Here is a 19199-nt window from a genome sequence, read left to right as displayed (position 1 = left end):
GCCGCGCTACGGCAGGATCAGGGGGCGGTGGACGAGCCGGCGAGCTTTGCCTCGAGAACGGTCAACCTCGCTTCGAGGACGTCGACCTTTTCGCGCGCCCGGCCCGCCATGTCCTTTACCGCGTCGAATTCCTCGCGACTGACGAAATCGAGACCGCCCAGGGCCTCCTTCATCCGTTCACGCGCCCCGTCACGCGCTTCGCGCCCCATGCCCGCGAGCGTTCCCGCGGCAGAGTTGGCGAGCTTGATGAAGTCGGAGACGAGGGGATTTTCGCTTTGCATGGTGGCTATCTGGCGATTGCCGGCGCCTTTCACAACTCGAAACTTTGCACCGCGCCGGTCTCTCCCGTCGCATCGGCCGAAGGGTTCAGTTGCAGGAACTGCCAGTTCAGCACCGCGGCAAAGACGATCCAGGCAAGATAGGGCAGCATCAGCACGCCCGCCCACTTGCGCACGCGGAAGAACAGCACCGTGGTGATCGCGGCCAGCACGATCATCGCCACGATGATGTAGAATGCCGCCGCGATCTGGTGCTGGCCGAAGAACACCGGCGACCAGGTGAGATTGACGGCAAGCTGCGCAACGAAGAACCCGATCGCCCAGCCGCGCGCGCGTGAGCCCCAGGCGGCACAGACGATCGCGAGGGCAAGGCCCATCATGGCGTAGAGTACGCTCCACACGATGCCAAAGGTGGCGGGTGGCGGGAAGATGGCCGGCTTTTCCAGCGACTGGAACCACGCGCTCGACGCGTCGCCGCCAAGCTGACCGGCAAGGAACCCCAGCAGCAACACCAGCGGAACGAGGAACAGGGCCCAGCGCAGCAGGCTGGCGCGGAGCTGGGATGGCGAGGCGAGACGGTTCATGGATACTCCGAACGGCACGATTCGACCGCGCACCGACTGTGCCGGGGGCACGGGCGAGTGGCAAGCGGGCTCGAAGGCGGTGTCCGCTTGCGGGGCAGAGGACGCGTCAGCCCGGATTGCCGCGCAGGGCGTGGACGAGGAATTCCACATTGCCTTCGGTGCCGGTGATGGGGCTCTCGATCAGGCCGGCAACGCGCCAGCCGCTATCCTCCAGCCAGGCGGTTACCTCGTCGCACACGCGGGTGTGCAGGGCCGGGTCGCGCACGATGCCGCCCTTGCCGACCTCGCCCTTTGCCACTTCGAACTGCGGCTTGATCAGCGCCACAAGCCGCGCATCGCCCGCCGCCAGGGCAAGCGGCACCTCCAGCACCTTGGCCAGCCCGATGAAGCTGGCATCGCACACCACCCAGTCGCAATCGCGGTCGATCATCATGGGTGTGAGCGCGCGGGCGTTGGTCTGTTCCAGAACGGTCACGCGCGGATCCTGGCGCAGCTTCCAGGCCAGCTGGTTGGTGCCAACATCCACGGCAAAGACCCGCGCCGCGCCGTGATGCAGCATGACCTCGGTAAAGCCGCCGGTGGAACTGCCGATGTCCATCGCCACGGCGCCGCGCGCATCGAGCCCGAATTCGCGGATGGCGTGGTCCAGCTTCATGCCGCCCCGCCCCACCCAGGGATGATCGCGCCCGCGCACCTCGATGGTGCAATCGGCGAGCACCTGCTGGCCCGACTTGCCCATCCGTTCCAGCCGGTTCGGCGGACCGGCGAAAACGAGGCCCGCCATCACCAGGGCCTGCGCACGCGTGCGACTCTCCGCTTCGCCGCGCTCCACGAGCAACTGGTCGATCCTGACCTTCTTGGGCTTGTCCTGCGTCATGGCCTTGGCGATAGGGATGCGGAACCCCGCGTGCCAGTGGCTTGTTGCTGATGGCATGACCGATTTCGTTTCCCGAGGTAGCCCGACCCCCATGATCCAGCGTTCCCCCAAGATCCAGCGGACCGTCTCCGCCATCGCCCTGCTCGGCACGCTGGCGCTTGCCGCCTGTATCCCGCCCTCGCCAGAGCCGACGCCGGTGCCGACCCCCTCGCCCACGCCCGTGGCACAGCCGAGCGCCGCGCCGACCAATGTCGTCACGCCCAGTTACGACAACTGGATGGACTATCCCGCCACGCCCGGTGACTGGACCTATCGCTCCGCGGGCACCGCCACGCAGGCGCTGTTTGGCGAGGCCAGCCAGGGCCCGCGGCTGACGATCGGGTGCGACCGGGCCACGCGCCGGGTGACGATCGCCCGCGCCGGTTCCGCCACCGGGCAGGTCACCATGACGATCCGCACCGAAACGCAGGACCGGGCGCTGACGACCGCGGGAACCATGGCGGGCGCTGCGCCGATGATCGCCGCGCAACTTTCCGCCAGCGATGCCCTGCTGGACGCGATGGCCTTTACCAAGGGTCGCTTTGCGCTGGAGGTACCCGGCACCAGCACGCTGTACGTGCCGGCCTACCCGGAGATTTCGCGGGTGGTGGAAGACTGCCGGGGCTGAGGGCGTTCCGGGCGCGAAAGGCGCCAGCCGCAACGATCGATACTGACAGTGAATAATCGAAATACAAGGCTTGTTTTAGCCTCGCCTTTGACTCACATATTGGCACGAGACCGGCGATGATCGGCGGTCTTGGGCCCCGGTGAAATGGCGGCCCTTGGCTTTACAGCGCGAAAGGAGGTGATCCGATGTCTCATGGTTCAGCACGGAGGTCGGTGACGATCCACGCGGAGCATATTCGGTAATTCTTTCTTTCGCCGAGTAAGGCTACGTGGGCGGTCGACACGGCCGCTGACCATGCGGAGGGCGGTTCCTGCTGAGGCGGGGCCGCCCTTCTCATTTGTGTCGTCTGCCAAGTCTTGCCACTGCTACCCTCTGCCGATAATCGCGGATGATGGATTTCACCCGCATCCCCCATCCCGCCCCCGTCCCCGGCGCCACGCGCGACCAGGCGATTGCCGATCCCGGTTTCGGCAAGGTCTTCACCGATCACATGGTCTCGATCGACTACGATGCCGAAAAGGGCGGCTGGCACAGCCCGACGCTCGGCCCGCGCGTGTCGATCGAGCTCGATCCGGCAGCGTCCGTGCTGCACTACGCGCAGGAAATCTTCGAGGGGCTGAAGGCTTACAAGCTGTCTGACGGTACGATGGCGCTGTTCCGGCCCGACGCCAACGCGTCGCGTTTCAACCGCTCTGCCGAGCGACTGGCCATGCCGCACCTGCCCGAGGACGTGTTCGTCGAGGCCGTGCGGCAAGCCGTGCTGGCCGACCGCGACTGGTTTCCGGCGGTGGACGGCGGCTCGCTCTACGTGCGGCCCTTCATGTTCGCCAACGAGGCGTTCCTCGGGGTGCGGCCGGCGACGCGGTACAAGTTCCTCGTGATCCTCAGCCCGGCGGGCAACTATTTCAAGTCCGGCGCGCCTGCCGTCAGCGTCTGGATCAGCGACTACTCCCGCGCCGCGCCCGGCGGCACCGGCGCTGCCAAGTGCGGCGGCAACTACGCCGCCAGCCTCGTCCCCACCGGAGAGGCCTTTGCGCGCGGGCACGACCAGACCGTCTTTCTCGACGCGGCCGAACGCAAGTGGATCGAGGAACTGGGCGGCATGAACCTGTTCTTCGTGTTCGACGACGGCACCATCCTGACCCCGCCCCTGCGCGGCACGATCCTGCCCGGCATCACGCGCAACAGCATCATCACCCTCGCCCGCGAGCAGGGGCTGACGGTGCGCGAAGAGATGTACAGCCTCGACCAGTGGCGCGAGGACGCCGGCAGCGGCAAGCTGGTCGAGACCTTTGCCTGCGGCACCGCGGCGGTGGTGACGGCGGTAGGCACGGTGGCGGGCCACGACGGCGCGTTCACCATCGGCAGCGGCGGCCCCGGCCAGTTGACGCAGACCTTGCGTGACAAGCTGGTCGGCATCCAGCGCGGCACCGTCGAGGATACCCACGGCTGGGTTACCCGGCTGGACTGACGATGCGCGGGACGCTCCGCCCCGCGCTTGCCTACGGTGCGCTTACCGCGCTCGCCGCCCTGCTCCTCGCTTGGCTCGACTGGCGCCACGTCACGCGCGACTGGTCGACGCAGTTCTACCTCGTCGTCGTTGCGCTGGTGTTCGCCGGGTTGGGCCTGTGGCTGGGCAACCGCCTTACCCCGCGAACCGCCGCGCTGCCCTTTGCCCGCAACCAGCGCGCACTCGCCAGCCTCGGCATTTCGCCACGCGAGGTCGAGGTGCTTGACGAGCTGGCGCAGGGCAAGGCCAACAAGGTCATCGCCCGCGACCTCGGCATCAGTCCCAACACCGTGAAGACCCATGTCGCGCGCCTGTTCGAGAAACTGGGCGCGGCCAACCGCACCGAGGCCATCGCCCGCGCGCGCGACCTGCGCCTGTTGCCGTAGATTCGGGCGAGACCCACCCAGTCACCCGTTTGGGCGATAGTGTCTCGCGGGAATCGGCAGACATGATACGCCACGACAGGGAGTATCGACCATGACCCGCACCATCCTGACCTACGGCACGATCGCAGGACTCGTCCTGGTTGCGCTGTTCTACACCACGTTCCTGCTGACCGCGCATGCTGGGCCCTACGGCGCGCTGCTGGGCTTCACCACGATGTTCGCTGCGCTCTCTTTCGTGTTCGTGGGGGCCAAACGCTACCGCGACAACGAACTCGGCGGTGTCATCCGGTTCTGGCCAGCCCTTCGCCTCGGCCTCGGCATCGCGATGGTCGCGTCGGTGTTCTACGTCGTGGGCTGGGAGGTCTACATGTACATGACCGACTACACCTTCATGGCGCAATACACTGCCATTCAGGAAGACGCCATGCGCGCGGACGGCGCCTCGGCACAAGCCATCGCCGCGATGGAACGCGAAATGGCGAGCTTTGCCGAAAGCTACGCCAGTCCGCTCTACCGCATGGCGATCACGTTGATGGAGATCAGCCCGGTCGTCATCATCGTCTCGCTGGTCAGCGCGGCGCTGCTGCGCAATCCGCGCTTCATGCCCGCGGTGAGCGCCCGCTACACCCGGTCGGGATAGATCGGGCGAATGTCCACCGGGATGTCCTCCATCTCCGCGATCACGCGGCGCGCGTGATCGTCCAGCCTGGCGTAGCGATTGAAGAAGGCGATGGTGCCCTGGTAATCGCCGCGCGCCTGCAGCATCAGTTCGGTGCGAAGCAGTTCGGTAAGCCCGCTTTCCAGCCGCGCCTCGTCCACCACGAAGTGGCCTGCCCGCTCATCCCAGGCGAAGGCGCCGCGTTCCAGCAGGAAGCCGTACTGCGCCGCCGCGCCCTTGCCGTGCGCCTCCTCGATGCCGAAGCGCATCGAGCGGAACAGGCCGGCGAAATAGGTCTGCAACAGCTCGCTCTTTTCCGCCATCGGCAGCTCGCCGCGTTCCATCATGTAGAGCAGGTTGTAGACGCCCATGACGTCGGCCTTGCTCTCCTCCAGCGCGCTGTACTGCTCGCGCAGTTCGGCGTTCACCGTGGTCTCGCGGCCGTTGAGCATGATGGTGCCCGGGCCGAGCGAGTGGCTGAGTTCGTGGAACAGCGTGAACAGCTGCATGTAGCGACGGCTGACGAGGTTCGCCTGCTCGGGGGCCAGCACCACGTCGGCGATGGGGTCGAGGATGCGGTCGAACTTTGCGCCCAGCACGTTCGAAAGGATCACCTTCTTTGCGCCCTTAGCCTCGCGCACGCGCTCGTCGTTGGGCAGGTTGAAGGCGATGGTCTGCACGCCCGGAACGTTGTCGCCGCCGCCGTGGATCTGGTCCGCCACCGCGATGGGGCTTTCGAAGCCGCGGGCGAAGTTGTGATACTGCGCGTCGATCGGCAGGTTGCCCTCCATGTCACGCAGGTAGCCGACATAACGGTCGAGCGCGGCGCTCTCTTCCGGGTTGCGCAGGGTCACGAAGCTCTCGAACGCGGTCTTGGTGCCGTAAAGGCGGTCGGTGTAGACCTCGTAGGGGCCGATGGCGACCTCGATGGGCGTGCCTTCCAGGTCCATCCACGCCATCTCGCTTTCGAAATAATCGTCGCTGAGGAAGCTGTCGGCGCGCAGGTTGAGAAAGCGCTTGAGGCTGGGGTTGGTGGTGATCCCGGCGGCGCGGCGCAGCAGCGCGGCGGCGGGTTCCAGCTGGGCGCGGTATTCCACGCTGTAGGGCACGGCAACAAAGCCGCCCCGCCCGTCCCGCTTCACCACGGTATAGGGGCTCATCAGCGCCTCGCGCTGGTCGGGATGCGCGGCGAGCCAGGCGTCGAATTCCGCGCGCGTCAGGTCTTCGGGATAGAAGCCCGCCCCCTCCGGCCATTCCTGCGTGCCGTAGAACGGGTGGTTTTCGGCAATGCTGTCCCAAGGGCCGAAATTGCGATCGAACATGTCGAGCAGGTCGCTCTGTCCGCTGCGGGCGAGTTCGTCGCGCATGGCGGGCAGGTTCGCGCCGCGTTGGCGCAGGTAGATCTCGTCCATGAAGCCCGAGGCCTCGATCAGCAGGTTGACGACCTGCCGCTCCTCCGCGTTGAGATAGCTGGTGTCGGGCGCCATCCGCACGTCGGCAATGCTGGCCCGGCTGGCGGCCATGTCGTAGGCATCGGGTGCCGCCGTACTGGCGTCCATCGTCGTGCAGGCGGCGATAGCCAAGGGCGCAGTGGCAAGACTGAGGGCGATAAGAGCGCGGCGCATGGGCAAGTCCTTGATGCAGGATGGGTTCTGGCGAAACGATCTAGCCCACCACCCGCCACGTGTCACGTACCGCGCATCGCTCGATCGGGTCATCGTTCGCGAATGCTAGGTTGTCGCGGGCGTCAAATCCCCTTTGGCGCAGAACAGGGCGTGCAGCGTCTCGATTACCGCGCGCGCCTGGACTGCACCGAGCGATTAGCGGACGAACTGCGCCCCGCCCCCTGCCGCCTGCCGATTCAAACCGCAGGCAGGTCCTGTTCGGCAAATCCCCAGCCCGCCAGCGTCCGGCTGGTGGCACGGTCGATGAGGCGCTTGGCGTCGTCGATGCTGTAAGGGTGGGCATCCTTCATGGCTTTCAATTCCCCCCAGGCGATCGGCACGGCGACCGGGGCACCGCTGCGGGCGCGGGCGGAATAGGGGAGGACCGCGGTGCTGCCGCGCTGATTGCGCAGCCAGTCGATGAAGATCTTGCCCTTGCGCTTGGCCTTGCTCATCGTCGCCACGAAGCGATCGGGCTCGGCCAGGCTCAACGCCTCGGCAAAGCGGCGGGCGAAATCCTTGTGCACCTCCCAGTCGTGACCGGTCGACAGCGGCACCACCACGTGCACGCCCTTGCCGCCCGAAAGCATGGCAAAGCTGACGAGGCCAAGGTCGGCCAACCGGTCGCGGATGTGGGTGGCGGCGCTCTTGACGTCGGCGAAGTCCAGCCCCTCGTCCGGGTCGAGGTCGAAGATCATGCGATCGGGCGCCTCGACGGCGGAACTGCGCGAAGCCCAGCCGTGGAACTCGATCGTGCCCATCTGCACGCATTGCAGCAGGCCGCGCACGTCCTCGATCCACAGGTAATCCTCGCTGCCCCCGTCCTTTTCGCGGATCGGCACCTTGTGGACGGCATCGCCCAGGGCGCCGCTGTCGTGCTTCTGGAAAAAGCATTTCTTCCCCCGGCCCTGCGGACAGCGCACCAGGCTGATCGGGCGACGGGCCGCGAAGGGCAGCATGATCGGCGCGATGGCGGCGTAATAATCGGCAAGTTCGCCCTTGGTCTGGCCGCTGTCGGGAAAGATCACCCGCTCGCGGCTGGAAATGGCGACCGCTGCCGGTTCTGCGGGGGCGGGGGCGGCCTTTTCGGGCGTGACGGCATCGGCCTTCTTGTCGCCGCGCAGGCCCAGGAAGCTGCCGTGGCGGATGTTGCCGTCGGCGGTGAATTCGGCAAAGGCGACTTCGGCAACCAGCTTTGGCGTGACCCAGGTCACCCCACGCGCGCTCACCCGGTCGACTTCGGCAGGGGGCGTCTTGCGCTCCAACCTCGCCAGCCTGCCGGCAAGATCGTCCAGATCCTTGCCGGAAAAGCCGGTGCCGACGTTACCCTTGTAGACCAGCTTCCCGCCCTCGTGCTGAGCCATCAGCAGCGATGCGAAGGGCCGCGCCTTGGTGGTCGAAGCCTTCCAGCCGATCACCACGAATTCCTGCCGCCGGGTGCATTTCACCTTGACCCAGCGCTTGGCGCGAGACCCGGAATAGCGCCCGTCGACGGTCTTGGAGATGATGCCTTCCTGCCCGGCATCGCACATCTGCCGATACAATGCCTCGCCTGCGCCGATCACGTGGTCGGCGACAAAAATCGGCGGCTCTGCCGTGCCGAGCAGGGCGTCGAGCCGTTCCTTCCTTTCGATGTTCGTCAGGTCGGCCAGATCCTCGCCGCCCAGTTCGAGCAGGTCAAAGGCGTGCAACTGCAAGGCGTCGTGCGCCCCCTGCTCTCCGTGGCCGCGTTTCAACATCCCCTGCAGCGTGGAGAAATCGGGATTGCCCTTCGCATCCACGGCCACGATCTCGCCGTCGATCAGGCAGCTCGGCAGATCGAGCGCGGCGATGGATCTGGCCAAGGGGGCGAACTTGTCGGTCCAGTCCTTGCCGCTGCGGGTATAGACGCGCACCTCTTCGCCCCGTGCCGCCACCAGCGCGCGGTAACCGTCGAACTTGATCTCGTGCATCCAGCCGTTGCCGGTGGGAACATCGTCGACCAGCGTGGCGAGTTGAGGCTTGCGGAACCTGGGGAGCGGCGCGTTCTTCTTCGCCGGCTTGCGCTTGCTTTTTGTGTGCGCGCTGGCCTTTGCCATCTGCGCGAGGAAAGCGTCGTCCTTCTTGCCCGCGAGGGAGAATTCGCCCTTCCTGTCCGCCGCGATCTCGGCCATCGAGCGGCCCGTCAGCACGCTCGTCAGTTCGCGCTGGACGAGGGCATCGCCAGCCTCGGCATGGTTGTCCTGCAACTTGCGCAGCAGCCAGTTTTCCCGCTTTTCTCCCGGCTTTTTCTTCAGCCTTATCAACAGCCACTCGCCCTGCATCCGCTCACCCTGGAGGCAGAAATGCAGGTGGCCCTCGTCGATGTCGGATGCGCTCTTGCCCGGGATGGGCGACCAGGTGCCGCGATCCCACAACATCACCGTGCCGCCGCCGTATTCGCCCTTGGGAATGGTGCCTTCGAAGCTGTTGTAGGACAGCGGATGATCCTCGGTCCGCACGGCCAGGCGCTTGATATCGGGATCGGGGGACGGTCCCTTGGTGACCGCCCAGCTTTTCATCACCCCGTCGACCTCCAGCCGGAGATCCCAGTGCAGGCGGGTGGCGTCGTGCTTCTGCACGATGAAGGCATTGCCGCTGGTGCTGCTTTCCGCCTTGCCGGCAGGCTCCGGCGTCTTTCCGAAATCGCGCTTGGCATTGTATTCGGCGAGCGGATCAGTCCGGGCCATGGGCCGCCTCCTCGTGAGGGATGCCGCGCAAGCGACCCTGTTCCTTGCGTTCCAGCAGACGCAGCCCGCTCAGCATGACGAGGCTGATGATCGTGCCGATCACCACCAGCGGCCATTGCCCCGCCCCGCAGGCAATGCCGATCACCGCCGCCAGCCACAGGTGCGCCGCGGTGGTGAGGTTGTGCACCTGCCCCTTGCTGAACACGATCAGCCCTGCGCCGATGATGCCGACGAAAGCGCCCGCCGCCTCGTACAGCCGCAGTGGGTCGGCCCTTTCCGCATCCATCTCATAATACAGCGCGATGATGGACACCGTCATCGCCGCACTGGTGAAACAGAGCAGCCCATGCGTTCGCATCCCCGCCGCGTGGCCGCGCAGTTCGCGATCGAGCCCGAGCAACAGCCCGATGATCGCGGCGATACCCAGGCGGGCAAGCAGGTCCCAGTCGAGCCAGTGGACGAGGATCGGGTCGTTTAGTTCCATCCCTCAGGCGCTCTTCTTGGTGCGCCCCGCGGGCTTGGCTGCCGGCTTGCTCTTGGCAGCGGGCTTCTTGTCGCTGCCGACCGACTTCTTCAACGCCGCCATCAGGTCGATCACGTTGCCGCCGCCGGTCGCAGGTTCGCCTGCGTCCTCGATGATGGCCTTGTTGCTTCTGGACTTCGCCTTCTTGTCGATCAGCCGGCGCAGCGCATCCACATAACGGTCCTCGAACTCGCTGGCATCGAAGGGCGCGCTGCGCTGGTCGATCAGCGCGGTGGCAAGGTCCAGCAGTTCCTTCTTCGGCTTGGCGTCGTCGATCGCGCCGAAGAACGACTGCCCCTTGCGCACCTCGTCCGCATACCGCAGCGTTTCCAGCAACAGGCCCTTGCCGCACGGCTTGATGGCAACCAGCTTTTCGGTCCCCCGCACCGCCAGCTGGCCCAAGGCCACCTTCTTCGATTTGCGCAACGCCTCGCGCAGGACGACGAAGGCTTCTTCCGCCAGTTCGTCCTTCGGTGCGACGTAATAGGGTTTCTCGTAATACAGCGGATCGATCTCGTCGGCGTCGACGAACTGGACGAGCTCCAGCGTCTTCTTGCTCTCCAGCTTGACGGCCTCGATTTCCTCGTCCTCCAGAAGGACGTATTCGCCCTTGGAAATCTCGTATCCCTTGATGATGTCGTCGCGGTCGACGGGGCCGACGCCGGGCACGACCTTTTCGTAGGCGATCCGCTTGCCGCTGGGTTCGTGGATCTGGTTGAAGCTGATCTTCGCGCCCGACTGGGTCGCGGTGAAAATCTCTACCGGGATCGAGACCAGCGCAAGCCTGATCTGACCTTGCCAATATGCCCTTGCCGCCATGTGCCTCGTGCCTCCTTGTGGAGACAGCGAACGAGCGCGCCGTTGGTTTCTGGGCAATGGTCGCCGAGCAGTAGCGTCAACGCCTTTCCGGTATCAGCACGCCGCCAGTCGGCATGGGGCGGACCGTATCGCGAAAGGTGCGCAGATAGCCGTTCGCCTCGGTGCGAAAGCCCGGGCCCGTGCGCTGCGCCAGGTCTTCTGCCGAAACATCCAGGTCGAGGCTGCGCCTTGCGACGGAAATGCGCACCATGTCCCCGTCGCGCACCAGGCCGATCGGCGCACCGGGGGTCGCCGCCTCGGGATGGACCTCGGCCACGGTCAGGCCCTTGAGGCACAATCCCGAAAGCTGCCCGTCGGTGACGAAAGCAGTGGTCATGGCAAGGCCCGCCGCGTCGAGTGCGAAGAGGACGAGGCTTGCCCCGCCGCCCATGGCCGGCCCGCCGACAAGGCCCTGGTTCCGGCTGATGACGACGTCGCCTGCTTGCACCACGCCGTCCTTTATCGCCGCCATGCAGTCCGCCGTGCTCTCGAACACGCGGGCGGGGCCGGTGAACTCCTCGGGCCGGCTGCCGTCGCGCACGCCGAGGCGGACGACTGCGCTATCTGCGAGGGTGCCTTTCAGGATGGCGATGCTCGGCCCTTCGCTGAAAGGCGCGTCGAGCGGCTGGATGGTTTCCGGTTCCTCAATCTCGTAGCCCGCGAGGTTCTCGGCGAGTGTCTTGCCGGACACGGTCAGCGCCTCGCCGTCGATGCGCGGTAAGAGGCGTTGCAGCACGGCCCGCGCGCCGCCCGCATCCTCGAACTGCTCGATGCGGATCGCGCCGGTGGGGCGCACGGGGCACAGCACGGGCACGTCGCTCATCTCCTCCCACAGCGCGAATACGTCGACGCCGTTCTCGGCCTCCACCGCGGTGGCCTGCAGGTGCTTGATGGCGTTTATGCTGCCGCTGACGGCCAGCACGGTCGCCACGGCGTTGCGAAAGGCGGGCTCGGTCAGGATCTGCCGGGGGCGCAGGTCCTCGTGCACCATGTCGACGATGCGCCGCGCGGCAGCGCGCGCGTTGGCCTGCATCTTGGGGCTGTTGCCGCGCACCGGCGCATGACCCGGCAATGCCATGCCCAGCGCCTCCACCACGCAGTGCATGGTGTTCGCGGTCGCCATCCCGGCGCAGACGCCCGGGCCCATGATGGCGTTCTCGGCCATCTGCGGGATCGGGAATTTCGGCGCCTTGCCGAACAGCGCGCCGACCTGGCCCGACCACACGTCCTCGACGTCAACGGGCTCGCCGTCGATCTCCCCCGCCTGCTGGTAGCCGCCGATGACGAGAATGGTCGGGATGTTCAGACGCGCCGCCGCCATCAGGTGGCCGGGCGGGGTCTTGTCGCAACTGGTGAGACATATCATGCCGTCGAGCAGGGCGCCTTCGACCTGCACCTCTATATCGTTGGCGATGATGTCGCGCCCGGCGAGGATGTAACTGCCCGCCCTGGCCGCGCCGGTGATGAAATCGGACGGGGCCGAGGTCCGCACCTCGAACGGCATGCCGCCCGCCGCGCGGATTTCCTCCTTCACCATCTGCGCGATGCCGTCGAGGTGGGCGTAGCAGATGGCCAGCTCGCTGGACGAATTGACCACCGCGATCTTGGGCTTTTCCATGTCCTCCATGCTGAGGCCGAGCGCGCGCCAGTTGGCCCTGCGACCGGGCGTGTTGGCGGCGTTGCTGCGAAGTGTGACCATGGAAAGACGGCTCCTGTCAGGCTGTATCGGGCGCGCCCTGCGGCAGGCGGCGGGTGAAACGGGCGAGCACCAGCACGCAGACGACGATGCCCAGCAGGCAGGCGGCGGTGAAGACATAGCCCTGCCGCGCCCCCGCCTCGCCTTGCAGGAACCCCGCCCAGGCACCGATGAAGGGCGCTGCCACTGCCCCGAACTTGGCCATGAAGCTAGCCCAGCCGCCGCCAAAGCTGCGCACCGCGCTGGGGTAATAGATGCTGGTGATGGAGATGACCGCCGCATGGCCCGCGCCCACGAACACCGCGCCGAACAGCAGGGCCGCCGCCAGCGGCGTCCCGCCGACGAAATAGCCATAGCCGACCAGCAGCGAGGTGGGGATGCCGAGCAGGGGCGCGATGGCGATCCAGCCGGGGCCGCGCTTCTCGGTAAAGGCGAGCAGGGCCACGCCGCCGATCGCCCCCGCCAGCCCGCTCGCCCCCGAAAGCCACGCGGCATCGGCGCGCGCCAGGCCCAGCGCCTCCATGAACAACACGCCGTAGGCGTTCTTCAGGTAGATCGCGATGCTGGAGAAAAAGTAGGCGAGCCAGATCAGCGGGGTGACGTAGAGCAGCGCGCCCACGAACAGTTCCCGCCCCTTGCGCAGCGGGTTTTCGCTTTTCGTTGTTGCGCGCTCGTCTCCCAGGATAAAGCGATCCACGGCGGCATGGTCTTCCCCGCTGTCGAACCGCGCCAAGGCCTTGCGGATGCGTTCGGGCGATTGCTCCTTTGCCACCAGCCAGCGCGCGCTTTCGGGCAGGGTCGGCAGCAGGATCAGGGCGAAGGCCAGCGTCATTGCGCCGCATACCCAGAAAATGCCCTGCCAGCCGAGCACCGGGGCGATCCAGTTGGCAATCGGCGCGGCGGAGGCGGCGCCGAAACTGAAGCCGAGCATGATGATCGTCACCGATGTCGCCCGCATCGAGCGCGGCATGGATTCGATGCTCAGGGACCAGACCGGCGCCAGCAGTCCGCCGATGGCCAGACCGGACACGAAGCGCAGCACCGTAATCATGTCTGGCGACGTGGCAAAGCCGACCGCCGTCGTCAGGATCGCGCTGCCAAAGGTGCAGGCGATGATGACCGGGCGGCGGCCGACCCTGTCGGCAAGGTAGGCCCCGAACAGCGAACCGACCATTTGCCCGGCATTGCCCGCCGCGGCGACCCAGGCCGTGGCGGAATCGCCGATCCCCCACTCATCGCGAATGTATGGCAGGGCATAGGGCAGCGCGGTGAAATCCTGCCCGTCGAAAAAGGTGACGAGGCTGCACAGAAGAAGCAGGATGACATGGCTGCGACCGAAGGGCTGGTCCTGAATGAACCGGGCGACGTCCAGCGTGCCTGCAACCTGAGTGGTCATCGCGTCTCCCCGCGCCAAAGCGTATTTGCCGGCCTGCACAGGCGCGGCGTCGGCAGCGTCATGCAGGGTGGCACCGCGGATGCGCAAGTGCAATCGGACATTGTCAACGTTTTCATGCGGCTTGAACGCGGGCCTGCCCATCGGCTATTCGGATGCGTGGCCGCGCAACCCGGAGAAGCGCCTTGACCGACACGACCATCTGGCCTGCCATCCCCTACGCGCCGTGGCACGATACCTGCGCGGCCCTGCACCTCTACGCCCAGATCGTCGGCAAATACCGGCTGGCCCATTCGCCGTGGGTCAACCATTCCTGGCACGCGACCCTTTATGTCGATGCCGACGGTCTGACGACCGGCCTCGTCCCGGACGGGCCCGGCATCACCGTGCGGTTCGATCTCAGGCGGCACCGGGTCACCGCCTCCTGCGCCAGCGGGCAGAGCGCGCAATTCCCGCTCGCACCCATGTCGGTCGCCCAATTCGATGCGCGATTCAAGGACATGATCGCCACGCTGGGCGGCCTGCCCGACTATCATGGGCAGCCCAACGAACTGGCCCATGCGACGCCCTTTGCGCACGATACCGCGCCCCGTCCGTGGGATGCCGAAGCGGTATCGCGTTTCCATACGGCCCTTACCCGCATCGAACCCGTCTTTGCCCGGTTCCGCACGGGGTTCATCGGCAAGGTCAGCCCGGTGCACCTGTTCTGGGGCAGCTTCGACCTTGCGGTCACGCGCTTTTCCGGCAGGGCGGCGCCGCCTCATCCCGGCGGTATCCCCAACCTCCCCGATGCGATCACCCGCGAAGCCTACAGCCACGAGGTCAGTTCCGCCGGGTTCTGGCCGGGTGGCGGCGGGATCGAGGAGCCGTGCTTCTATTCCTACGCCTACCCCGTCCCCGCGGGTTTCGCCGAACAGGGCGTGGCACCGGCCGCCGCGCGGTTCGACCAGGGCCTGGGCGAATTCGTGCTGCCCTACGAAGCCGTCAGAACCGCTGCCGACCCCGAGGCAACCTTGCTGCAATTCCTGCAAGGCACCTTCGATGCCGCCGCCAGGCTTGGCGGTTGGGACGAAGGGCTGGCCCGCCCGCTGGGCCTGAAGGGCCGGCCTCTACCAAACGCGTGAACTACGGGTGGGTAAGGCCGTTGCCCCGCCCTCCCTTCACTCGGCCCACCAGTAAGGGGCACGCTGCGCGTCGCCGGTGACGATCTCGTTCATCGTCGCCGCGTCATAGGCGCGCCCTCCCAGCACGACCGTCTCCACCCGCTCGGTGTTGCGGATGTTCTCCAGCGGGTTGCCGGACAGGATGACGAGATCCGCCAGCTTGCCGGGCTCCAGGCTGCCGATCTCCCGGTCCATGCCGAGCGAGCGGGCAGGCACGATGGTGGCCGCCTGAAGCGCCTGCAACGGGGTCATGCCGCCGCGCACGAACGACCATATCTCCCAGTGCGGCGCGATACCGGCCTGCTGGCCGTGCGCGCCGATCGACACCAGCACGCCGCGTTCCGCCAGGCGGGCAGCCTCGCGCGCCACGTCGTCGTCGATGAAGTCGCCTTCGGGCGCGGTTGTGCGGCGGGCGGTCTGCGCGCGCAGCAGCGCGGGCGGCGTATGCGCCATCAACAGCGGTTGTTCGAACACGTCGGTCGCCTGCCGCCAGTAGGGATCACCAGCCAGGCCGCCGTATCCCACCACCAGGGTGGGGGTATAGCTGGAGTTCGACTGGGCGAAGAACTGCAGCACGTCCTCGTACATCCGCATCACCGGAATGTTGTGCTCCAGCGTGGAGTTGCCGTCGGCGATCAGGTTCAGGTCCATGCCGAACAACGATCCGCCCTCGGCCACCACCAGCATGTTCTCCCGCCGGGCGGCCTCCACCACCATTTGCCGCTGGTCGCGGCGGGGCTGGTTGTAGTTCTTGATGCTGGGCGCCCCTTCCGCGCGCAGGCGGCGGACATGGTCGAGCGCATCGTCCAGCGAATCGATCTGGGCATAGGCATAGGGGTTGCGCGCGCCGTAGATGATCCGCCCGGTGGAAAAGATGCGCGGCGCCAGGATCATGCCGGTGCGCTGCATGTCCTCGGCCACGAAGACCGGCGTGTCGCTCGACGGATCGTGCAGCGTCGTGGTGCCGAGCGCCAACGCCTGGATCATGTTCCAGTTGGTCTGCGGCACCAGCTCGTCTGCGGCGTAGGAGCCGTGGGCGTGGGCATCGACGAGGCCGGGGATGATCGTGCGGCCGGCGGCGTCGATGGTCGGGGTGCCCGCCGGGATCGGCGTGGAGGCTGCCGGGCCGATGGCGGCGATCAGGTCTCCGTCGACGATGATCGTGCCGTTCTCGATGGTCCCGCCGTCGGCACCCGCCATGGTCACGATACGCGCGCCGGTTATCGCCATGCGCCCTTCGTGGCGGTCCGCCGCCACCGTGCGCAGCAGCGAGACCCCGGTCTGCGGGGGCGTGAAATCCGCCCGCTCCTCGCCCTCGGCAGGCGGCGCGGAGGGGAACAGCGTCGACGTTTCGGCGGTGTAGAGCGTGGGACCGAGCGACCAGTGCAGCCGGTCGCCATCGCTGGACCAGTGCACGTAGTCGGCGCCCGAATCCGATACTTCGACCACCGGCAGATTGCGCGCCCCGGCCGAGATCGACACCGCCTGGCCACCCGGCATCAGCGGCATGGCATAGGCGTCGTAGTTCTCGGTGAACGCGAAGAAATTGCCCGACGGGGCGACCATGTAGCCGGTCACCAGGTCGCCGGTGGCGTGGGTGCGGGCGTCCAAGCCATCGCGGTTGGTGGAAACCAGCGTCTGCGCGCCGCCTTCCGAGCCGGTCATGAAGATGCGGTCGTTGCTGGCGCCATAATGCGGCCTGGCCATGTCGCGGCTGACCAGCACCGGATCGCCACCTGCCGCGTCGACGCGGTAGACCCCGGGATTGTCGCTGTATTCGGGCGCGGTGAGAAAGCCGCCCTCGGCCTTTTCGAACACGATCGTGCGACCGTCCGGCGAAAAGCGCGGACGGGCGAAATGGCCGGGCTGGCGGGTCACGCGCTCGCTGCTGCGGCCATCGCGCCCGACCGTGCGGATCTCGCCCAGCCCCTCGTCCGTCCAGCGCACGTAGATGATGCGCGTTCCGTCACGCGACCAGCTCGGGTACAGCTCGAACGCGCCATCCTCGTTCGTCAGGCGCCGCATCGCGCCGCCTGCCGCGGGCATCGTGTAGAGGTGACCAAGGCTTTCGAACACCACGGTCCGGCCGTCGGGCGACACTTCGGCGAAGCGCGCCATCGTCACCTCGACGCTGTCCACCGCGACGGGGATGACCGGGTGCGGCGCTGGCAAGATGCCGCGCGTATCGTCGATCACGAAGGGAATCTCCGCCGCGCCCGAACCATCGGCGTTGATGCGGCGGATCTTGCCGCCGGCCCAGAACACGAGCGAGCGATTGTCCGGCGTCCAGTCCATGTTGGGATAGAGTCCGGTAACCGCCCAGGTCTCCTGCACGTCGCGGTCCAGATCGGCGTAGATCATCCGCTCCGTTCCGGTCGCAAGGTCGCGCACGTATAGCTGCGATTGCGTGTTTTCGCGGCGGACGAAGGCGATCATCCGGCCATCGGGCGACGGTGTCGGCCGGACTGCGCCGCCCAGACCGGAGATGGCCGTGGTCACCTCTCCCGAGGCCAGGTCATAGCGTTCGATATTGAACAGATCCTGGTTGGAATCCTGCGCGTATTCGAAGATCGGCCCCGGGGTGATGTTGCGGGTGTAGTAGATCGCCTCGCCATCGGGCGCGTAGATCGGTTCGCCCAGCTCCTTCTGGTGCTGTTCGTTCGGCCGTTCGACCAGTGCCACCCCGCTGCCGCCCGAGACGTGGTAGATCCACACCTCGCCCGTGCCGAGCGAACGGCCGGTGGTGAAATGCTTCTTGGCGGCGATGAACTGGCCATCGGGCGACCATGTCGGCTGGTTGAGGAGGCGGAAGTCCTCGTCGGTCAACTGGCGCATGCCGCTGCCATCGGCATTCATCAGCCAGATGTTGTCCCCCCCGCCGCGGTCGGAGGTAAAGGCGATGCGCGAACCGTCGGGCGAGAAGCGCGGCTGCACTTCCCAAGCCAGCCCCTCGGCGATGCGGGTGGGCGTGCCGCCGTTGATGGGCATGGTGTAGATGTCGCCCAGCAGCGCAAACGCGATCGTCCGGCCATCGGGCGACACGTCGATATCCATCCAGGTGCCTTCGTTCACGCGGATCGGAACCTGCCTGATCGTCACGCCGGGGGGATTGTTGACGTCCCATTCGGCATCGTCGTCATCGGCAGCGATGCTTTCGCCCGTGGCACTGTTCTCGACCGATTGGCCGGGGGCGGGATCGGGCGGGGGAACTTCGCGCGTGTTCTGATCCTCGGTCGCTTCCGTCTCCTCGACCGGATCGGGCCCAGGCACCGGCTGGGCCTGCTGCGCGACGCTGGCCGAAGCGATGGCCATGAATCCAGCGGCGGAGAGGAGTGCGAATTTACGGATCATGCGGCTTCCCGATCATTTGTTTCAATGGGTTCATACCGCATCACCTCGCTGGCGCAACGCGTTTGGGCTGGCCGATCACAACCTGCCAGCTCGTTCCCTCCAAAGCACATGGTCGATGACTTGACCTTCCTGCCATGACAAAGCGGAGCGATGTCACTCGCCGATCTTGTCACCCAACCACCGCGTGCCATCGTGGTGGGCAGCTCTGGAGGGATTGGTGGCGCACTGGAAGGCCAACTGCGGAACAAGGGCTTTGTCGTCACGGGCCTCAGCCGATCCCCTCCACCCGGGACGGACCACCTTGCGATCGATCTGACCCGGGAATGCACCATCGAAGCGGCTGCCACACAGTTGCGCGACCAGGCGCCGTTCTCACTGATCATGGTTTGTACCGGCCTGTTGCATGGCGACGACATGAGGCCCGAAAAGGCGCTGCGCGATCTCGATCAGTCCAACCTGATGCAGCTGTTTGCCGTCAACGCCGTTGGCCCGGCGCTAGTTGCCAAGCATTTCGTGCCCCTCCTGCCCAAGGGGAGCAGAAGCATCTTTGCCGCCTTGTCAGCGCGGGTCGGCAGCATTGGGGATAACCGGCTCGGCGGATGGTACGGCTACCGCGCCTCCAAAGCCGCGTTGAACATGCTGATAAAGACGCTGTCCATCGAGCTGGCACGCACGCACCCGGAGGCGATCTGCGTGGGCCTGCATCCCGGCACTGTCGACACCGGCCTCAGCAAGCCTTTCCAGAGAAACGTTCGGCCCGATCGCCTGTTCTCGGCAGACACCGCAGCAGGGCATCTGCTGCATGTCCTCGACAGGCTCGTCAGCGAAGATAGCGGCCGTTGTCTGGCCTGGGATGGCACTGCCATCGCCCCCTGAACGAGGC

At 66.5% G+C, this 19199-nt stretch carries 16 protein-coding genes; 6 read left to right on the top strand and 10 right to left on the bottom strand.

Going from position 1 to position 19199, the window contains the following annotated elements:
- Nucleotides 1-17: 17 nt before the first annotated feature.
- The 3 genes from GRI62_RS03600 to GRI62_RS03590 form a co-directional block, all read right to left on the bottom strand.
- Complete coding sequence (locus GRI62_RS03600) at nt 18-281, bottom strand: accessory factor UbiK family protein (RefSeq protein WP_131452047.1); 264 nt, start codon at nt 279-281, stop codon at nt 18-20.
- Between the two features lie 29 nt (nt 282-310).
- Entirely contained in the window at nt 311-862 is a 552-nt protein-coding gene (locus GRI62_RS03595) for a TspO/MBR family protein (protein ID WP_131452046.1), read from the bottom strand.
- 106 nt (nt 863-968) lie between these two features.
- On the bottom strand, nt 969-1739 hold the full coding sequence (locus GRI62_RS03590) for a TlyA family RNA methyltransferase (protein WP_234027510.1): 771 nt from the start codon (nt 1737-1739) through the stop codon (nt 969-971).
- A gap of 91 nt (nt 1740-1830) precedes the next feature.
- Between GRI62_RS03590 and GRI62_RS03585 the strand changes: the two genes are divergently transcribed.
- The 4 genes from GRI62_RS03585 to GRI62_RS03570 all read left to right on the top strand — a co-directional run bounded on the left by GRI62_RS03585 (nt 1831) and on the right by GRI62_RS03570 (nt 4942).
- Complete coding sequence (locus GRI62_RS03585; RefSeq protein ID WP_131452044.1) at nt 1831-2406, top strand: hypothetical protein; 576 nt, start codon at nt 1831-1833, stop codon at nt 2404-2406.
- Nucleotides 2407-2797: 391 nt separating this feature from the next.
- Nucleotides 2798-3877, top strand: coding sequence for a branched-chain amino acid aminotransferase (locus GRI62_RS03580; protein WP_131452043.1), 1080 nt, complete (start codon nt 2798-2800; stop codon nt 3875-3877).
- Between the two features lie 2 nt (nt 3878-3879).
- Entirely contained in the window at nt 3880-4302 is a 423-nt protein-coding gene (locus GRI62_RS03575) for a response regulator transcription factor (RefSeq protein ID WP_131452042.1), read from the top strand.
- Between the two features lie 91 nt (nt 4303-4393).
- Complete coding sequence (locus tag GRI62_RS03570) at nt 4394-4942, top strand: DUF4199 domain-containing protein (RefSeq protein WP_131452041.1); 549 nt, start codon at nt 4394-4396, stop codon at nt 4940-4942.
- Here GRI62_RS03570 and GRI62_RS03565 read toward each other — a convergent pair.
- From GRI62_RS03565 to GRI62_RS03540, 6 genes are all read right to left on the bottom strand, one after another.
- The gene (locus GRI62_RS03565) at nt 4924-6585 is read right to left on the bottom strand and encodes a dipeptidyl-peptidase 3 family protein (protein ID WP_131452040.1); all 1662 of its coding nucleotides are present in this window, start codon (nt 6583-6585) and stop codon (nt 4924-4926) included. The genes GRI62_RS03570 and GRI62_RS03565 overlap by 19 nt on opposite strands.
- 236 nt (nt 6586-6821) lie before the next feature.
- Nucleotides 6822-9332 carry a DNA ligase D gene (gene ligD, locus GRI62_RS03560; RefSeq protein WP_131452039.1) on the bottom strand — a complete coding sequence of 837 codons (2511 nt, stop codon included), beginning with the start codon at nt 9330-9332 and terminating at the stop codon, nt 6822-6824.
- Nucleotides 9319-9816, bottom strand: a complete 498-nt coding sequence (locus GRI62_RS03555; protein ID WP_131452038.1) for an MgtC/SapB family protein — start codon at nt 9814-9816, stop codon at nt 9319-9321. Before GRI62_RS03555 ends, ligD begins: the two co-directional genes overlap by 14 nt.
- 3 nt (nt 9817-9819) lie before the next feature.
- A complete protein-coding gene (gene ku / locus GRI62_RS03550; RefSeq protein WP_131452037.1) occupies nt 9820-10674 on the bottom strand; it encodes a non-homologous end joining protein Ku in 855 nt (284 codons plus the stop codon).
- Between the two features lie 76 nt (nt 10675-10750).
- On the bottom strand, nt 10751-12412 hold the full coding sequence (locus tag GRI62_RS03545) for a dihydroxy-acid dehydratase domain-containing protein (RefSeq protein WP_131452036.1): 1662 nt from the start codon (nt 12410-12412) through the stop codon (nt 10751-10753).
- 16 nt (nt 12413-12428) lie between these two features.
- On the bottom strand, nt 12429-13805 hold the full coding sequence (locus GRI62_RS03540; protein WP_160731806.1) for an MFS transporter: 1377 nt from the start codon (nt 13803-13805) through the stop codon (nt 12429-12431).
- A gap of 182 nt (nt 13806-13987) precedes the next feature.
- On the opposite strand from GRI62_RS03540, the gene GRI62_RS03535 reads away from it, so the two are divergent.
- Nucleotides 13988-14926, top strand: a complete 939-nt coding sequence (locus GRI62_RS03535) for a DUF5996 family protein (protein WP_199799900.1) — start codon at nt 13988-13990, stop codon at nt 14924-14926.
- A 36-nt stretch (nt 14927-14962) separates the two neighbouring features.
- Here the strand turns inward: GRI62_RS03535 and GRI62_RS03530 are convergent, their stop codons facing one another.
- Complete coding sequence (locus tag GRI62_RS03530; RefSeq protein WP_131452033.1) at nt 14963-18316, bottom strand: amidohydrolase family protein; 3354 nt, start codon at nt 18314-18316, stop codon at nt 14963-14965.
- A gap of 150 nt (nt 18317-18466) precedes the next feature.
- Between GRI62_RS03530 and GRI62_RS03525 the strand changes: the two genes are divergently transcribed.
- Nucleotides 18467-19192 carry an SDR family NAD(P)-dependent oxidoreductase gene (locus GRI62_RS03525; protein ID WP_131452032.1) on the top strand — a complete coding sequence of 242 codons (726 nt, stop codon included), beginning with the start codon at nt 18467-18469 and terminating at the stop codon, nt 19190-19192.
- The last annotated feature ends 7 nt before the right edge of the window (nt 19193-19199 follow it).

Origin of the sequence: Aurantiacibacter arachoides (genome assembly GCF_009827335.1) — a bacterium.
GTDB classification, from domain to species: Bacteria; Pseudomonadota; Alphaproteobacteria; order Sphingomonadales; family Sphingomonadaceae; genus Alteraurantiacibacter; species Alteraurantiacibacter arachoides.
This window is presented reverse-complemented; position numbering and strand designations above follow the sequence as displayed.